Annotated in this window: 20 protein-coding genes; 4 read left to right on the top strand and 16 right to left on the bottom strand. The window is 72.2% G+C overall.

Annotation, left to right across the window (positions count from 1 at the left end; all coding sequences use genetic code 11):
* Together HLB15_RS03640 and HLB15_RS03635 are read left to right on the top strand one after the other, a co-directional pair.
* The coding region (locus tag HLB15_RS03640) for an ATP-binding protein (RefSeq protein ID WP_212759460.1) at positions 1 to 1404 on the top strand (1404 nt) is incomplete at its 5' end.
* The gene (locus HLB15_RS03635) at positions 1397 to 1876 is read left to right on the top strand and encodes a hypothetical protein (protein ID WP_171103770.1); all 480 of its coding nucleotides are present in this window, start codon (positions 1397 to 1399) and stop codon (positions 1874 to 1876) included. The genes HLB15_RS03640 and HLB15_RS03635, both read left to right, overlap by 8 nt.
* A gap of 24 nt (positions 1877 to 1900) precedes the next feature.
* Here HLB15_RS03635 and HLB15_RS03630 read toward each other — a convergent pair whose 3' ends face one another.
* The 5 genes from HLB15_RS03630 to HLB15_RS03610 all read right to left on the bottom strand — a co-directional run bounded on the left by HLB15_RS03630 (position 1901) and on the right by HLB15_RS03610 (position 4728).
* Complete coding sequence (locus HLB15_RS03630; RefSeq protein WP_212759459.1) at positions 1901 to 2419, bottom strand: carboxymuconolactone decarboxylase family protein; 519 nt, start codon at positions 2417 to 2419, stop codon at positions 1901 to 1903.
* A 99-nt stretch (positions 2420 to 2518) separates the two neighbouring features.
* Complete coding sequence (locus HLB15_RS03625; RefSeq protein ID WP_171103768.1) at positions 2519 to 3379, bottom strand: HAD family hydrolase; 861 nt, start codon at positions 3377 to 3379, stop codon at positions 2519 to 2521.
* Positions 3376 to 3798: a type II toxin-antitoxin system VapC family toxin gene (locus HLB15_RS03620; RefSeq protein ID WP_171103765.1), complete on the bottom strand. Its 423-nt coding sequence runs from the start codon at positions 3796 to 3798 to the stop codon at positions 3376 to 3378. The genes HLB15_RS03625 and HLB15_RS03620 overlap by 4 nt, the downstream gene beginning before the upstream one ends.
* Positions 3795 to 4034: a type II toxin-antitoxin system Phd/YefM family antitoxin gene (locus HLB15_RS03615; protein ID WP_171103764.1), complete on the bottom strand. Its 240-nt coding sequence runs from the start codon at positions 4032 to 4034 to the stop codon at positions 3795 to 3797. Before HLB15_RS03615 ends, HLB15_RS03620 begins: the two co-directional genes overlap by 4 nt.
* 64 nt (positions 4035 to 4098) lie before the next feature.
* Positions 4099 to 4728, bottom strand: a complete 630-nt coding sequence (locus HLB15_RS03610) for a TetR/AcrR family transcriptional regulator (RefSeq protein ID WP_171103762.1) — start codon at positions 4726 to 4728, stop codon at positions 4099 to 4101.
* 111 nt (positions 4729 to 4839) lie between these two features.
* Here HLB15_RS03610 and HLB15_RS03605 point away from each other — a divergent pair, with 111 nt between their 5' ends.
* Positions 4840 to 6351, top strand: coding sequence for an MFS transporter (locus HLB15_RS03605; protein ID WP_229785721.1), 1512 nt, complete (start codon positions 4840 to 4842; stop codon positions 6349 to 6351).
* Between the two features lie 61 nt (positions 6352 to 6412).
* On the opposite strand, the gene HLB15_RS03600 is transcribed toward HLB15_RS03605, so the two are convergent.
* From HLB15_RS03600 to HLB15_RS03565, 8 genes are all read right to left on the bottom strand, one after another.
* Complete coding sequence (locus HLB15_RS03600) at positions 6413 to 6907, bottom strand: YajQ family cyclic di-GMP-binding protein (RefSeq protein ID WP_171103758.1); 495 nt, start codon at positions 6905 to 6907, stop codon at positions 6413 to 6415.
* Positions 6908 to 7045: 138 nt separating this feature from the next.
* Entirely contained in the window at positions 7046 to 7975 is a 930-nt protein-coding gene (gene htpX, locus HLB15_RS03595; protein ID WP_171103756.1) for a zinc metalloprotease HtpX, read from the bottom strand.
* A gap of 143 nt (positions 7976 to 8118) precedes the next feature.
* A complete protein-coding gene (locus tag HLB15_RS03590; protein ID WP_171103754.1) occupies positions 8119 to 9516 on the bottom strand; it encodes an FAD-dependent oxidoreductase in 1398 nt (465 codons plus the stop codon).
* A gap of 125 nt (positions 9517 to 9641) precedes the next feature.
* Positions 9642 to 10436: a hypothetical protein gene (locus tag HLB15_RS03585; protein WP_171103752.1), complete on the bottom strand. Its 795-nt coding sequence runs from the start codon at positions 10434 to 10436 to the stop codon at positions 9642 to 9644.
* Between the two features lie 102 nt (positions 10437 to 10538).
* Entirely contained in the window at positions 10539 to 10829 is a 291-nt protein-coding gene (locus HLB15_RS03580; protein WP_171103748.1) for a WXG100 family type VII secretion target, read from the bottom strand.
* 87 nt (positions 10830 to 10916) lie between these two features.
* Positions 10917 to 11642 (bottom strand): hypothetical protein, encoded by a 726-nt coding sequence (locus HLB15_RS03575; RefSeq protein WP_171103751.1) that lies wholly within the window; start codon positions 11640 to 11642, stop codon positions 10917 to 10919.
* Between the two features lie 161 nt (positions 11643 to 11803).
* Positions 11804 to 12094, bottom strand: coding sequence for a WXG100 family type VII secretion target (locus HLB15_RS03570; protein WP_171103748.1), 291 nt, complete (start codon positions 12092 to 12094; stop codon positions 11804 to 11806).
* Between the two features lie 112 nt (positions 12095 to 12206).
* Positions 12207 to 12914: a hypothetical protein gene (locus HLB15_RS03565; protein WP_171103746.1), complete on the bottom strand. Its 708-nt coding sequence runs from the start codon at positions 12912 to 12914 to the stop codon at positions 12207 to 12209.
* A gap of 352 nt (positions 12915 to 13266) precedes the next feature.
* Here HLB15_RS03565 and HLB15_RS03560 point away from each other — a divergent pair, with 352 nt between their 5' ends.
* A complete protein-coding gene (locus HLB15_RS03560; RefSeq protein ID WP_171103745.1) occupies positions 13267 to 13899 on the top strand; it encodes a hypothetical protein in 633 nt (210 codons plus the stop codon).
* 73 nt (positions 13900 to 13972) lie between these two features.
* Here HLB15_RS03560 and HLB15_RS03555 read toward each other — a convergent pair whose 3' ends face one another.
* Genes HLB15_RS03555 through HLB15_RS03545 form a run of 3 tightly spaced genes read right to left on the bottom strand, consistent with a single transcriptional unit; the run spans position 13973 to position 16701 of the window.
* Positions 13973 to 14638 (bottom strand): hypothetical protein, encoded by a 666-nt coding sequence (locus tag HLB15_RS03555; RefSeq protein ID WP_171103742.1) that lies wholly within the window; start codon positions 14636 to 14638, stop codon positions 13973 to 13975.
* Positions 14635 to 15243 carry a hypothetical protein gene (locus HLB15_RS03550; protein ID WP_171103740.1) on the bottom strand — a complete coding sequence of 203 codons (609 nt, stop codon included), beginning with the start codon at positions 15241 to 15243 and terminating at the stop codon, positions 14635 to 14637. Before HLB15_RS03550 ends, HLB15_RS03555 begins: the two co-directional genes overlap by 4 nt.
* 21 nt (positions 15244 to 15264) lie before the next feature.
* Complete coding sequence (locus HLB15_RS03545) at positions 15265 to 16701, bottom strand: hypothetical protein (protein WP_171103738.1); 1437 nt, start codon at positions 16699 to 16701, stop codon at positions 15265 to 15267.

Here is a 16701-nt window from a genome sequence, read left to right as displayed (position 1 = left end):
GTCGCGATGGCGACCGCGGCGGCCGCGGCGGGCGCCGGGTACGCCGCCGCGCGGGCGTCGCTGGTCGCCGAGACGCAGCGCGGCGCCGTCGACACCGTCCGTGACCAGGTGACGCGCCTCGCGCCCGAGATCGCGTACCCGCCCGACCAGGACGCCCTCGACCGGCTGCGCACAGCGCTCGGCCCGGACGCGATGGTCACCTACGAGGGGCTGACGTCGGCGTCCGGCGACGCGCTCGGGCTCATCGGCGACGAGCTGCGGTCCGCCGTCGCGGCGGGCGACCGGCTGGCGGTGCAGCGCGTGGCCGACGACGCCGGTCCCCACCTGGTGCTGGCCACGCCCGTGCTCCTCACCGGCGTCGACGGGGCGCAGCGCGACTCGGGCGTCGACGTCTACGTGGTGCGCGACCTGGCGGCGACCGAGGCCCAGCTCGACCGCTGGACGCGCGTGGTCGTGCTGACCATCGCGGGTGCGCTGCCGCTGGCGGTCCTGCTCGCGCTCCTCGTGTCCCGCAGCGTGCTGCGGCCCGTGCAGCGGCTCGCGCACAGCGCCGACGAGCTCGCCGCGGGCAACCTCGCCGTACGGCTCGCGCCGTCCGGCCGGGACGAGCTCGCGGACCTCGCGACCACGTTCAACCACACCGCCGCCGCGCTCGAGCGGTCGGTCGGCGAGCTGCGCAGGCGGGAGGCGGAGGCGCGGCGGTTCGTCGCCGACGTCTCCCACGAGCTGCGCACGCCGATCATGGCGCTCACCTCGATCATGGAGGTGCTGCAGGCCGACGCGCGGGACCGGTCGGCGCAGGAGCTCGAGCTCGCGACGATGGCCGTCGACCGCACCCGCAGGCTCGCCCGCCTCGCCGAGGACCTGCTGGAGCTGTCGCGTCTCGACGCGGGCGTCGGCGAGCTGCGGCTCGAACGCGTCGACGTCGCGCACGTCGTGACCGACACGGTGCGCACCCGCGGCTGGGACGAGGCCGTCACGGTCGTGGCGGCGGGGCCCGTGCCCGCCCGCGTCGACGTGCGCCGGGTCGACGTCGCCGTCGCCAACCTCGTGGGCAACGCGCTGCGGCACGGCCGCCCACCCGTGGTCGTCGAGGTGCGGGCCGTTCCCGACGACAGGACCGACGACGTCCTCGTCACCGTGACCGACCACGGCCCCGGCCTGCCCCCCGGCATCGACCCGGACCGGCTCTTCGGCCGCTTCACCAAGGGCGACTCGTCCCGGACGACGTCGGAGGGCAGCGGGCTCGGGCTCGCGATCACCCTGGTCAACGCACGGCTGCACGGCGGGGACGTCACTGCCCGCGATAGCGCCGAGGCGGGTGCGACCTTCGAGCTGCGGCTCCCCCGGCGGCTCGACGCCGCGGCCGGTCCCGACCCGGAGGAGGGCGGTACCCGTGCGTAAGGCTCTCGTCCCCGTGGTCCTGGCCGCCGTCACGCTGCTGGGCGGCTGCGGCGTGGGCACGGGCAGCGTCGAGGACGGCGGCGCACCGCCGACAGGGCTCGCGCCCGGCCCCACCCTGTACCTCGTCGACGACGCCGGGCGCCTGCGACCCGACGCGCGCGACACGGGGCGCCTCGGCACGGTGCTCGGCGCGGTCCAGCTCCTCCTGGCCGACACGGACCCGGCGGCACCCGACCTGCACAGCGAGGTCCCCGAGACCACGACGCGCGCGATCGTCGAGGACACGGGCGACGTCGTCGCGGTGTACCTGCCGCTGCGCCGGGCCGACCTGAGCCCGGTCGCGGTCGACCAGATCATCTGCACCGCCGCCGGCGTCGTCGCGGCGTCGGGCCGGGACCTGGCGGCGGTCACGATCTCCCTGCACCCGACCCACGGCGGCCCGGTCTCGCGCCCCTGCCCGGTGCTCGGCTGACGCCGGGCACCGGGCGGGCGCCCGTCAGAAGGTGCCGGGCACCTGGCGGGTCGTCACGTTGAGGCGGTTGTAGAGGTTGGTCACCCCGACGTACAGCACGAGCGCGGCGAGCCCCTGCTCGTCGTAGTGCTGCGCGGCGCGGTCCCAGACGGCGTCGGGTACGCCGTCGGGGCTGTCGGCGAGCCGGGTCATCACCTCGGCGAGCTCGAGCGCCGCGCACTCGGCGTCCGACAGGTACGGCGACTCGCGCCACGCCGGCACGGCCGCCAGCCGGTCCTCCGACACACCGGCCTTGCGCGCCTGACGCAGGCCGTAGTCGATGCACCAGCCGCAGCCGTTGATCTGGCTGACCCGCAGGTGCACCAGCTCGAGCGTGCTCGCGGGCACGCCCTGGCCCTCGACCAGCGTGCCGAGGCTCCGAAGCGCCTGCAGCGCGCCCGGCAGGAGCAGCGCGGGGCTCTTCAGGCGCGGCGTCACGGTCCGCAGGTGCGGCGTGGCGGAGGGCGGGGCGGCGAGCTCGGTCAGGTCGGTCAGGTCGGTCATCACGGTCCTCTCGTCGCGGCCGTGGTCCGGCCGGTGACGACGACGCCCTGCGCGCCGTCGTCCCCTCGACGGGACGGCTCGCCGGGACGTGACGACCGGTCAGTGCGCCCCGGCGACGAGCGTGGCCAGCTCGAGGGCCACGCCGTCCTCGTCGTGGTGGCCGACGACGGCGTCGGCGCAGGCGAGCACGTCGGCGTGCGCGTTGGCGACGGCGATGCCGCGGCCCGCCCACGTGAGCATCGGCAGGTCGTTCGGCATGTCGCCGAACGCCCACACGTCTGCCGCGTCGACGCCGAGGCGTGCGCACCAGCGGGCCAGCGCCGCCGCCTTGTCCACGCCCGGCGGCATGAGCTCGGCCAGGCCCACGGCGCCCGAGTACGCGAGCTGCGCGTGCTCGCCGATCGCGGTCCGCACCGCGGCGAAGAACGCCTCCTGCGCGCGGCGGATCTCCTCGGGCGGGTCGACGAGGATCCCGGGCGGCGGCACGTAGGCCGGGTCGAGCGCCAGGATCTTCGACACCGGACCGGTCGCCCCCAGGGTCTCCTCGACCGGCACGGACCACAGCCCCGGGTCGAGCGCGGGCTCGCGCCGCGGGTAGTGCGGGTCGAACGCGACGCCGTCGGGCCGCTCCACCGCGAGCGCCGCGTGCGGCAGCGCGGCACGGATGCCGCCGACCACGGCGCGGGCGTCGTCGTCCGCGAAGCCGTAGGTGTCGAGGGTCTCGCCCGTGGCGAGGTCGAGCACGCAGGCCCCGCCGATGCAGATGACGCGGCCGTGGCCGCCGACCGTGTCGGCGAGGTGGGTGAGCCAGCGTGGCGGCCGGGCGGTCACGAAGACGACCTCGACACCGGCCGTGTCGAGGTCGGCGAGCACCTGGCGGGTCCAGTCGGAGACCTGGCCGTCGCTGCGCAGCAGGGTGCCGTCCAGGTCGGTGGCCACCACGCGCGGCAGGCGGTTCATCGCTCGTCCCACGGGTTGACGAGGGCGACCCCGAGCGGTTGGAAGTCCGCCACGTTCCTGGTCACGAGCGTGAGCCCATGGGCGTGCGCGGTCGCCGCGATGAGGACGTCGTGCGCAGGCCGCCTGTCGGGGACGTGCAGGCGGGCGGCGACGTCGGCGACCGCCTGGTCCACGTCGTGGATCCGGCCCAGGTAGCTCGGCAGGACGCTCTTCTCGAGCCAGGTGTCCAACGCACGGGCCTGTTCCGGATCGCGCCGTCGCTCGGCCTCGATCCCGGCGCGCAGCTCGAGCACGGTGATGACGGACAGCGAGGTGTCCGACGGCGACAGCTCGCCTGCCCACGCGTTGAACGGCTCCGTGCGGCGGCCGGCCGGCTTACGGAGCTCTGCCACGACGTCGGTGTCCAGCAGGAACCTCACCAGTCGATCTCCCGGGCGGACCCGTCGGGTCGCACCGGTTCGACGTCGATCTCGTCGGCCATGACGAACGCGTCAGCCAGGCTCGTGTGCGATCCCGTGAGCCGCTCGTAGTCCGCGAAGGTCAGCAGCACGTGCGACGGACGCCCGTGGTCGGTGATGACGACCGGTCCGCGAGCCGCTGCCCGCTTCACGGCGCTCACGTCATGGTTCAGCTCGCGCGACGTGACGACGCTCATTCGACCACCCCAGCATGTAGGTACGTACCTACATGCTACCCGGTGACCGGACGCGGGTACAGGCTCAGGCCCCGGCACGCACCCCCGCCGCCGGCAGGAGGACGTGCTCGACCGCCCACCGCAGGAACTCCTCGTCGGCCGGCGTGCGCGCCATGAGCACCCGGTAGGCGACCAGCGACGGGACGACGAGGGCCAGCCGCTCGACGTCGACGTCGGCCGGGATCTCGCCGCGGTCGATCGCGCGCCGCAGCAGCGTCCGGTACGCCGCCGCGCGGGGCTCGGTCACGGCCTCGTGGGCGGCCTCGGCGAGCTCGGGCGTGCGCGCCAGCATCGACACCAGGCCGGCCATCACCTTGAGCTTGCGCTCGCCGTCGCGGATGGTCGGCGGCCTGATCATCCCGAGCAGGTCGCCACGCAGCGTCCCGGTGTCGGGGAGCTCGGCGGCCGGTGCGGGCCGCTTCATGTGCGCGACGGCCTCGAGCACGAGCTCCGCCTTCGACGACCACCGGCGGTAGAGGGTCGCCTTGCCGGCCTTGGCCCGCGTCGCGACCATGTCGATCGTCATGCCGTCGTAGCCGGTCTCGGCCAGGACGTCAAGCGCCGCCTCCAGGATCTCGGGGTCGCGCGTGTGGTCCCTCCTGCGTCCGAGCCGGGGCGTGGGGCGGGCCTCGCCGCCCGCGTCGACCTGCGTCATCGCCGTCGGCCTCCTCTCTGCACCCTGCGCACCCGTACCCACCGAACCTTACGCGACTCTTACGAGACCGACCGTATCCGGAACTAGTGAGTTCCGTATATGCTGACGGGCATGTCACAGACAGCAGCGCCCGCGGCGGACCGCCGCCGCTGGATCACCCTCGCCGTGGTCGGGCTCGCCCAGCTCATGGTCGTGCTCGACGTCACCGTCGTGAACATCGCGCTCCCCTCCGCCCAGGCCGACCTCGGGTTCTCCGACGGAGACCGGCAGTGGGTCCTCACGTCGTACTCGCTCGCCTTCGCGAGCCTGCTGCTCCTCGGCGGTCGGCTCTCCGACCTCGTCGGCCGCAAGCGCACCTTCGTCATCGGCCTCGTCGGCTTCGCCGCCGCCTCGGCCCTCGGCGGTGCCGCGCCGTCGTTCGCGCTCCTGGTCGCCGCCCGCGCGCTCCAGGGCGCGTTCGGCGCGCTCCTCGCCCCCACCGCGCTCGCGGTGCTCACGACCACGTTCACGGCGCCACGCGACCGGGCGCGCGCGTTCGGCGCCTTCGGCGCGATCGCGAGCGCGGGCGGCGCCGTCGGCCTGCTCCTCGGCGGCGCCCTGACGCAGGCGTTCGACTGGCGCTGGAACCTCTACATCAACGTCGTCATCGCGGGGATCGCGCTGCTCGGCGCGATCCCGTTCGTCCCGCGCCTGGAGCGCACCGGGCCGCGGCCGCGCCTCGACGTGCCCGGCACGCTGTTCGCCTCCGTGGCGCTCCTCGCCCTCGTGTACGGCTTCGCGTCCGCCGAGGGCGACGGCTGGGGCGCGCCCGTGACGTGGGGGTCGCTCGCGGCCTTCGTCGTGCTCCTCGTCGCCTTCGTCGCACGGCAGCGGCGCACCGCCCATCCCCTGCTGCCGCTCTCGACGGTGCTCGACCGCACCCGGGGCGCCGCGTACCTGTCGGTGCTCGTGGCGGGCGCGGGGATGTTCGGGCTGTTCCTGTTCCTGACCTACTACCTGCAGCTCACGCTCGGGTTCACGCCGCTGGGGACCGGCCTGGCGTTCCTGCCGCTGACGGCGATGCTCGTGCTGGCCGCCCAGCTCGGGACGAACGTGTTCCTCCCCCGGTTCGGCCCCAAGGTGCTGGTGCCGATCGGCATGACGGTGGGGGCCGCGGGAGCGGTCTCGCTGGCGTTCCTCGACGCGTCGAGCACCTACCTCGACATCCTGCCGGGCATGCTCGCGATCGGCCTCGCGATGGGCACGATCATGCCGGCGTCGATGCAGACGGCGACGCTCGGGGTGGACCGCGAGTTCGCGGGCGTGGCGTCGGCGATGGTGAACACGAGCCAGCAGGTCGGCGGGTCGGTCGGGACGGCCCTGCTCAACACGATCGCCGCGACCGCGGCGGCCGACTACCTGGCGGGCCACGGGCCGGTCACCGCGGACGTGAGCACGCAGGCCGCGGTCACGAGCTACGCCACCGCGTACTGGTGGGCGGCCGGGCTCTACCTCGCGGGCGCCGTGCTCTCGGCGCTGCTCTTCCGGCGGCGGGGCTCGCTCGCCGTCCCGCCCGGCACGGCCACCCCGCCCGCGGCAGGCTCGCCGGCCGAGCGCGCCCCGGAGCCGATGGGTGTCGGGTGAGCCCGGAGCGGGGCGACGGCCGACCGGCGGCGCCCCGCTCCCGTCGGGAGACCCGCCGCTCTCAGCGGTAGTTGACGAACTGCAGGGCGAAGTCCAGGTCCGCGCCCTTCAGCAGGGCCTGGACCTCCTGGAGCTGGTCGCGGGACTTGCTGGTCACGCGCACCTCGTCGCCCGTGATCTGGGTCTTGACACCCTTCGGACCCTCGTCCCGGATGATCTTGGTGACCTTCTTGGCGGACTCGCCCGCAAGGCCCTCCTTGAGGGTCGCCACGAGGCGGTACTCCTTGCCGGACGCCTTCGGCTCGCGGTCACCGAGCTCGAGGGCCTTGAGCGAGATGCCGCGCTTGACCAGCTTGGTCTCGAAGACGTCGAGCGCCGCGAGCACGCGCTCCGACGCGTTGGCGACGATCACGATGCTCTCGCCGCTCCAGGCGATCGACGCGCCGACGTTCTTGAAGTCGTACCGCTGCGAGATCTCCTTCGCGGCCTGGTTCAGCGCGTTGTCGACCTCCTGGCGGTCGACCTTGCTGACGATGTCGAACGACGAGTCGGCCATGTGTGGTGCTCCTTCTGCGTGACACCCGGACGCCCCTGCACGTCCGGTCGGGACCTGCTCACCGTATCCGTCCCCACGGGCCGCGACGAACGCGCCGCGGGTGACGTCTCGCACCCCGCGCGGGGGCGGGAGGCCAGGTCAGAGCATGCCCGGCGGCGTGCCCCACGGCGGCGCGTCCGGGCCCGTCGGGCCGCCGAGGCCGTACGGGCCCGAGGGGCCGCCCGCCATCGTCTCGAGGCGCCGGATGCGGTCGGGCATCGGGGGGTGCGTCGCGAACAGGCGGGCGATGCCGGCGCCGCGGAACGGGTTCGCGATCATGAGGTGGGAGACGTTCGTGAGGTCGCGGTCCTGCGGCAGCGGGGCGCGCTGGGTGCCCTGCTCGAGCTTGCGCAGCGCCGACGCCAGCGCCAGCGGGTCCCCGGTCAGGCGCGCGCCGTCCTCGTCGGCGTCGTACTCGCGGGTGCGCGAGATGGCCATCTGGATGAGCATCGCGGCCACGGGCGCGAGGAACGCCATCGCCAGCGCGGCCAGCGGGTTGCCGCCCTCCCGGCGGTCGCCGCCGCCGAAGAACAGGAGGAACTGCGCGAGGGCCGTGATGACACCGGCCAGCGCCGAGGCGACCGACGACGTGAGGATGTCGCGGTTGTAGACGTGCATGAGCTCGTGGCCGAGCACGCCGCGCAGCTCGCGCTCGTCGAGGAGCTGCAGGATGCCCTCCGTGCAGCAGACGGCGGCGTTCTGCGGGTTGCGGCCCGTGGCGAAGGCGTTGGGCGCCTTCGTCGGGGAGATGTAGAGGCGGGGCATCGGCTGGCGGGCCTGCGTCGACAGCTCCCGCACGATCCGGTGCATCTCCGGGGCCTGGAGCTCGGTGACCGGGTAGGCGTGCATCGCCCGGATCGCCAGCTTGTCGGAGTTCCAGTAGCCGTAGGCGGTGGTCACCAGGCCGATGAGCACAAAGAGCCACAGCATCCCGGAGCTTCGGCCGAAGAGCGCCCAGAGCCCGAGGATCACGGCCCACATCCCGCCGAACAGCGCGGCGGTCTTGAGCCCGTTGTAGTGCTTGCGCATCGCACTCCTTTCCATCCCCAGAACGCGCGGTCCGGCCGGTCGGTTCCCGCGGCGGGGACAGACCGTGGCACGACGATGCCCGGAGGACCACGTCCCCCGGGCACCGCTCGTGCCGGGCGCCGCCCGCGGCGGCGGCCCGTGCGTCAGCGACCGCGGCTGATCGTCACCATCTCGTCGCGGGGCACGACCTTCACGCGCTCACGGCCCTGGGCCTCGCCCAGCGCGCGCTCGTGCGCGTCGAGCAGCTCCCAGCCGGACCACTCGATGTAGTCCACGCCCTTGCCGGCGAGGAACTCGGTGATCGCGCCGGGGTCGCCCTGCGGCGCGACGCGGCCCGCGGTGAGGTCGCCCGGCGCCTCGCCGTCCGCGACGCCGGTGACGTCCTCGACGAGGTGGCGCACCGTCTCGGACGCGTCGGACTTGGTGTGGCCGATGAGGCCCACCGGACCGCGCTTGATCCAGCCGGTCGCGTACACCCCGGGCACCTGGTTGCCGTCGATGTCGACGACGCGGCCCTCGCGGTTGGTGATGACGCCCTTGACGTCGTCGTACGGGATCTCCGGCAGCGCGGAACCGAAGTAGCCGACGGCGCGGTAGACCGCCTGGACCGGCCAGTCGTGGAACTCGCCCGTGCCCTTGACGGTGCCGTCGCCCTGCAGCGCGGTGCGCTCGGTGCGGAACCCGACCACCTTGCCGTCCTCGCCGAGCACCTCGGCAGGGGCGTGCAGGAAGTGCAGGTGCAGCCGGCGCGACGCCGTGTTCTGCGCCGGGTCCTTGAGCGTCCAGTCGACCAGCGTCTTGACGACCTGCTTGGTCTGGTTGGACGAGTTGATCGCGGCCTCGGAGCCCTCGTCGAACTCGAAGTCCTCGGGGTACACGACGATGTCGACGTCGGGCACGTGGCCGAGCTCGCGCAGCTCGAGCGGCGAGAACTTGACCTGGGCCGGGCCGCGACGCGCGAAGACGTGCACGTCCGTGACCGGGGAGGCCTTGAGGATCTCGTGCACGTTGGCCGGGATCTCCGTCGGCAGCAGGTCGTCCGCGTGCTTGGCCAGGATGCGGGCGACGTCGAGCGCCACGTTGCCCGCGCCGATCACGGCCACCTCCTTGGCGTTCAGCGGCCACGTGCGCGGCACGTCGGGGTGACCGTCGTACCAGGACACGAAGTCCGCGGCGCCGTAGGAGCCGTCGAGGTCGATGCCGGGGATGTCGAGGTCGGCGTCCTTGATCGAGCCGGTGGAGAAGATGACGGCGTCGTAGAACTGCCGCAGGTCCTCGAGCTTCACGTCCACGCCGTAGTCCACGTTGGCGAGCAGGCGGATGTCTCCACGGCTCAGCACCTTGTGGAGCGCGACGATGATCTGCTTGATGCGCGGGTGGTCCGGGGCCACGCCGTACCGCACCAGGCCGAACGGCGCCGGGAGGCGCTCGAAGAGGTCGATGCTGACGTCGAGGTCGGTCTTGGACAGGATGTCGCTCGCGTAGATGCCGGCGGGGCCGGCGCCGACGACGGCGACGCGCAAGGGTCGGGTGGTGCTCACGAAGGGGCGCCTTCCGGTCGAGGAGTCAGGAGGAAGCGAAGGCCGCCCATGATTCTACCGACCGGGTTAGGTGCACCTCACGGGCTCTCGCGGGGTGGACGTGCGGGGGTTGTGAACAACCACCGTCAGCGGGCGTTCCGCTGCCTCCGGTCGCGCTGCCTCCTGAGCGCCCGGAGCCGCCTCGCCCGCTCCTTCGGGGACATCGCGCCGACGCTCCGCTCGTGCTCGGGCACCTCCGGCTCCGCCTGTGCCCGGAACGCGCGACGTCCGAGCACGAGCGAGACGCCGAGGAGGGCCGCCGTGAGGACCGCGGCGACCACGTGGACGGTGTCGGGCACGCCGCGGACGAGTGCGGCGATCGCGGTGACCCACGCGAGGCCGGCAGGGAGCATCGCGAGCACCATGCGGCCGCTGAACGTCCACCCGGTCCGGTAGAAGCGCATCACGGTGTCCGTGAACGACGTCGGCCGCACGGGCTGGAGCGAGAGCGCGACGCCGCCCACCGTCGGGGGGCCGAAGGTGCTGCCCGGCAGGGCGTACGACGTGAAGGAGAGCTTCTCGTGGGCGTACGACGGCCGCAGCGAACGCACCACGTACACGAACGAGAGCACCGCGAGCGGCCAGGACGCCGTCAGCACGTACCAGGCGCCGGGACCGATCGCGACCGCGGCGACCGGGAGGACGATCACGACGAACGCGACGGCCTCGACCGGGTGGGACAGGCGCTCGCCCACCCCCTCGACCAGCGGCTCGGGGTCGGCGAACGCGAGCCAGGCCACGGAGCCGAGCAGGAGGAGCAGCCCGGTCAGCCAGATCGCCGTCCACACCAGACCGATCAGCAGGTAGCCGACCGGGCGCAGGAGACGGCTCGCCCGGTGCACCGTCGCCGCGTCGTCCGCCGCGTCCTCTGCTCGCTCCATCGTGCCCCCTGACCGCTCGTCGGGCCCTGACTCGAGACGACGGCGGGGCGGTCCGGACCGTCATGGTCCGGACCGCCCCGCACGCGCCGTACGGCGCAGGTCTCAGATACCCGAGGCCAGCTGCTGGTCCGTGTCCTGCAGCGTCTGCGCGGCCTGCTCCAGGAACGAGGCCATACCCTCGATACCCTCGATGGCCTGCTTGGCACCCGTGGTGAACTCCTCGTACGACTGCTGGAACTTGCCCGAGGCCTGGTCCGTGACGAAGCCCGACGCCACCAGGTTGTTCACCTGGGTCGACAGGTTCGTCAGCTGGTCCATGATCGCGGTCTGCCCGTTACGCAGCTGACCCGCGGTGCCCCGAAGCTCCTCGTAGGTCACGTTCATGTTCGCCATGAGATACCCCTCTCGTTCCGGCCGGCCCCCACGGCCGATCCGACTAACCCCGACACTAACGGGACCCCGCCGGACCGTCGATGGGTATTAGTCCCCATCGGCCCACGAGCGGACGAGCCCCGCGCGGAAGCGGTCCCGGAACCTGGACCGGACCCGCAGCGTCGACCAGATCGCGAGCGCGACGGTCGACACGCCGCACCCTACCCGGACACCGACCGGCATGTCGGTCGCCAGCGCGGGGAAAGCGAGGACGAACGCGAGCCCGGCGGGGAGCATCGCGAGGAACGCACGCCCGTCGATGTCCCACCCGGACAGGTAGAACTTCATGAGGAGGTCGGTCAGCCGGGTGGGCCGAACGGGCTGGAGCGACAGCGTGACGCCACCGACGGTGGGCGGCCCCAGGCTGGTTCCTCGCGGCGCTCGCTCGCTGTGCGAGAGCCGCTCGGCCGCGTACCTCGGCAGCAGCGAGCGGATGACGTACAGGAACGAGAGGGCCGCAGGCGGCCAGGTCGCACACGGCAGATACCAGAAGACGCCCGGTCCCCAGACCGCCACGACGATCGGAACGACGAGCAGGCCCGCGACGACCCACGACTCGGCCGGCTGGTTCCCGGCGACCTCGCCGAACGTCATCGTCCCGTCGACGGCGATCCAGACCAGGATCCCCGGTCCGAGCGCCACCACGACCAGCCAGATCGCGAGCCACACGAGGCCTACCAGCAGATAGCCGAGGGGCCGGAGCGCGAGGCTCACCGTGCCCGGCCGACCGCCGCGCGCACGGCCTGTGTCCGTCGCAGCCGTCCCGTGCGTCATCGTGCCGTCCCTTCGTCGTCCTGTCGCCGTGAGCAGGCGCCCCGGCGCAGCTCCCGTCGTTGTACCAGCTCGACCACCCTGCGTGCGTCCCGGAGACGACGGCGGGGCGGTCCGGACCGTCATGGTCCGGACCGCCCCGCACGCGCCGTACGGCGCAGGTCTCAGATACCCGAGGCCAGCTGCTGGTCCGTGTCCTGCAGCGTCTGCGCGGCCTGCTCCAGGAACGAGGCCATACCCTCGATACCCTCGATGGCCTGCTTGGCACCCGTGGTGAACTCCTCGTACGACTGCTGGAACTTGCCCGAGGCCTGGTCCGTGACGAAGCCCGACGCCACCAGGTTGTTCACCTGGGTCGACAGGTTCGTCAGCTGGTCCATGATCGCGGTCTGCCCGTTACGCAGCTGACCCGCGGTGCCCCGAAGCTCCTCGTAGGTCACGTTCATGTTCGCCATGAGATACCCCTCTCGTTCCGGCCGGCCCCCACGGCCGATCCGACTGACCCCGACACTAACGGGACCCCGCCGGACCGTCGATGGGGATCAGTCCCCATGCGCGGGGGCCGGTTCAGGCCTCGTCCCACTGCGCGAACAGGCCACGTACCGCCCGCGCGACGAGCACCACGGAGACGAGCACGAGCGCGCAGCCCGCGACGAGCAGTCCCTGACGCACCGGCGTCGAGATGTCCTGGGAGGCCCAGGCGCAGAGAGCCACCCAGCCGACACCGGCCGGGAGCGCCGCGAAGAAGATCTCCATGTGCAGGTCCCAGCCGGCCATGTACCACTTCATCAACGTGTCCGTGTATCGCGTGCGCCGCACCGGCTTCAGCGACAGGGCCACGGTGCCGATGGTCGGCGGACCGGGCGTCCCCCCGCGAGGGGCCTGCGTCGTGCAGGAAAGGGGCTCACGCGCGTACGACGGGCGCAGCCCACGGAACGCGTAGGCGAAGGACAGCAGCGCCAGCGGCCACGCCATCGTCGGCACCCAGAACATGGCGCCGGGGCCCATGATCGCCGCGAGCAGCGGGACGAACAGGACCACCAGAAGCACCAGGCCGATGAACGGCGTCTCACGGAGCACGGTGCCGAGCTGCACCTCGTCGTCGGCGTAGACGTAGGCGACGGACCCGGGAGCGAGCAGGATGCCGACGAACCAGATCGTGAGCCAGACCCACGCGAGCGACCAGTACCCGATCGGGCGCAGGATCAGGCGTACGAGACCGAGCCTCCCGCCCGGAGGCGCTGCCGCCGAACCGTCCACGTCCCTGTTTGCCATTCCGCTCCCCCTGTCGCCTCTCCGTGACCCTAGCCGCCGGGCGGTCGCGCCTCGAACGGTGAGCGTCGCACCCGGCGTCCCGGCCGGACGTCGGGACGGGCACGACGGCAGAAGCCGGCCGGCCGGCGACGGGCAGGCGCTCGTCGACGAGGTCGCACCGGACGTCGCCGCAGCACGCGGGGCGGAGACGAACGCGGTCCTGGCCCGGCTGAACGAGCTCAGGACGAGCTCAGGACGAGGTGGAACTCCTGACGGGGACACCCGAACCCGATATCGTCGGGTGAAATTCGTCCGTTTCCGGGGGCGCAGGCGCCTACGGTTCTCGTGACGACCACAGCACAGGAGGGACGACATGACGAGCGACGTGAGCTGGCTGGTGACCGCGCCCCGGTCCGGGAAGGTGATCGTCATCGCGCCGGGGCAGCCCGCGGGTGCTGACGACGCGGTGGCGCGGATCGACGCCGAGCTGGGTGGAGCGACGGGCGCGGAGCCGTCCTGGTTCACCGCTCTCCAGAAGCTCGGCTACTGGTGGTACGCCATCTGCATCGCCGTCGGGATCCTGGTCCTGCTGCTCGTGAGCGACGCGTCGGTCGCGCTCCGGGTCGGGAGCGGCATCGGCGTCGGCATCGTGCTCGCCGTCGTGAGCAGTCTCGTGCTCGGCACGATCGCACGAGCCCAGGCCCGATCAGGGACGAGCGCGGACACGACTCCGAGCGCCCTGGAGGCCGGTGGGGTCGCGCGCCTCGCGTGGGGGACGATCCCCGAGCAGGTCACGGCGATCCTGACGAAGGACCCGGCTCTGGACGAGCGGGTACACGTGCTCGCGTGGCGAGCCGCCCGCGCGACCACGCCGGACGGGCAGGATGCGCTCGAGGAGCTGACCGCTCTCTGGACCGAGGCAGACCCGCACGCCGCCTCGGCGCAGGACGCCGAGGTCGAACGGATGAAGCAGGCCATCCGGGAGGCGAACCGACGCGAAGGCTGAGTCGCGCCGCCCGAACAGGACCAGAGGCCGTGGCGACGTGACGACGTCGCCACGGCCTCGGCGCGGATCGCCGTCAGCCGCCCGCTGTCGCGACCGGCTCGGACACGGGCTCCGCCGCTCCGTCGGCCTCGGGGAGCTCCTCGGGAAACGAGATCGAGTCCACGATCTCGTTGAAGAGCACGGCGAACGGCTCCGCGCTCGGCACCTCCGGCACATTGACACGGACCATCAGCAGCTTGTCCGAACCCTCGTACGGATACGGCACGAAGTACTCGAGGCGGAGCGTCTGGATCACCGACCCGTCCTCACCGAGCTGCTGGTTCGCCAGCTCCCACCGGCGGGCGACGGGACCGTAGCGCAGCTCGGCGATCTCTGCACCGGGGAACGCGGCCGTCAGCGCCTCCTCGGTGTCGCCGCCTTCCCGCGCCGGGCCCGCGGTGTCCGGCCAGTCGATGTCGAGGAGCATCATCACGGCGGCGAACGGGACGTTCGGCAGGATCTCCAGCGCGGTGAGGTACGTGTGCACGCCGGCACGCACGGCCTCACGCGCCGTCCCGACGATCTCCTCCACCGCGCTCCTGCGCATCCTCGCCAGCCGGTCCGCCGTCCCCACCTGTCGCTTGACCAACCGCTTGACGTACGCGGTGGTGCTCTCCTCGTCGGAGAGCGGGATGCTCGCCCAGGTTCCCGGGAGGATGATGCGCAGCCCGCCGTCCGCGAGCCGGATCTGCTTGGTCATGCCGCCCCCTCGGTACGGACGGTCAGGTTCTGCAGCATGCCGACCGCTGTCGCCGGAAGGTCGGTGAACAGGCCTGCGTTGGCCGCGATGATCGTCACGTCGACCATGTCGGAGGTGTCCTCGGGAAAGACGCCGAGATGCACACGCTCCTCGAGGTGGGCGCCGGCCGTGAACTCGTCGGCAGGCAGGTGCCCGATGAGGAACTGGGCGCCCCGCACCTTTCCTCCCGGAACCTCGCCCTCGATCGTCTGACGGCCCATCACCTGGGCCGTGTCCACCTCGTCGACGACGCGTTCGAGCTGGGCGTCGTACTTCTCGGGCGAGGTGCCCCGCCCGAGAACGATCGTGAACATGGCGTCCAGGAACGGCGTCGTGGGATCGGTCACGAGCACGGCCGTTCGTGTGCCCGTCACCTGCGTGGCGTCGACAGCCGCCTTGACCTCCAGGAGCTGTCGCGCGAGCAGCTCCGGCGCTTCCTCGATCGTCTCGGCACCGCCGATGATCTGCTGTGCGAGCACGGACGCCCACTGCTGGTCCGCAGGTGTCACCGGCAGGGGGTGCCACCCCTCCGGCATGGCCAGGTCGTACTCCGTGATCACTCGCATCGCAGCCCCCCGAAGGCCCGGTCAGTTCACCAGGCCGATGTTCTTCAGATCACCCATGATCGTATTCGGCGCACCGGCCGCGCTGCCCCACGACCCTCCGGTGTGCGACCCGACGAAGCCCGTGACACCCGAGACCCCGGCGAGACCGCCCTGCTCGAAGCCCGACGACATTCCGTAGAAGCCCTTCAGCACATCGCCCATCGTCGTTGCCGCGCTCAGCGCGTACGCCGACTTCACCGGGCCCTCGACGCTCATCCCGAGCCGCGAGAGGTTGGCCAGGTCGTTGGCGTCGCGGAACAGCACACCACCCATACCGTTCTTGAACGGGATCGGGAAGTTCGCCTTGGTGCCGGCGGCGAGCGCCCCCAGGAACGTCTTGTCGCCCGCCTTGAACGCCTCGAACACGGCCCTCTGGGAGTCGCTCCGCACGAACGGGGACTTCAGCGCCGCCTTCAGACCGAGAGCACCCTCGTCGGAGGCGCGGACGGCGCTGCGGATCGCGGCGAACCCGTCGTCGCCGCGGGCGGAGAGGCGGGCGGCGGTACTGAGGAAGTTGTCGCCGTTCTGTCCCACCGCCGTCATGATGGTGCGGGTCTTCGCCACCTTCGCGAGGTGGGCCGCGGCCTTGCCACCGACCAGGGACAGCACACCGATCCCGACGCCGACGAGCAGCCCGGTCAGGCCGATGTCGCCCCTGATGTACTTCACGGCCGAGTCGATGATCGCGAGGATCGCGCCGACCGCCGCGAGCGCCACGAGGATCTGACCGAGCACGGGCACCCAGGAGAGGAAGATGGCAAGGATCCCTGCCACGTCGCAGATGATCTTCGCGAACTTGTAGAAGGAGTCCCAGGCGGCACCGACGTGGTCCCAGAAGCCGTCCTTGAGGCCGTTGACCTTGTCGCCGCTCACGACCTCCTCGATCTTCGAGATGGCGCTGCGGGCCGCGGTGTTCTTGTCGTTGTGCCCGTTGTTCCAGTCGCTCTCGGCGGCGGTGATCTGGCGCTGGAGCTCGGCGACGGTGTTGTTCGCCTGGGTCTGCGCCCGGTGCGCACCCGACTTGTCGGCGTCGCTCGCGTCGTCCGGGAGATCGTCCACGTTGCTCTCAGCGGTGCGTGCAGCCGCCTGGGCGGTCTCGAGCTCGTTGCGCAGCGTCCGCAGACGCTGCGCGGCCGGGTCCGCCTCCGCCTTCGCGGTGCGCAGCGCGGCACCGTAGGTGCTCAGAGCCTCACCGGTGTAGGCGTAGCGCTCCTTGGCCTTCTCGATGTCCTCGCGCACCTCGCCGGCGAGCTTGCGCGTCTTGTCCATCGCCTTGGCCGTCGTGTTGGTGTCGTCCACGATCTGCTGCAGGGTCGACACGGACCGGGTGATCGCCTCGGCGAGCTCGGTGTACTTCTTCCCCTTGTTCGCGACCGTGTTCGGTTCGCCGTCGAGCTCTTCCCACTGCTTGTCGCTCAT

Origin of the sequence: Promicromonospora citrea (genome assembly GCF_013004695.1) — a bacterium.
In the GTDB taxonomy this organism is placed as follows: Bacteria; Actinomycetota; Actinomycetes; order Actinomycetales; family Cellulomonadaceae; genus Promicromonospora; species Promicromonospora citrea.
The sequence above is the reverse complement of the archived record's forward strand: the minus strand, read 5'-3'. Positions and strand labels throughout refer to the sequence as shown.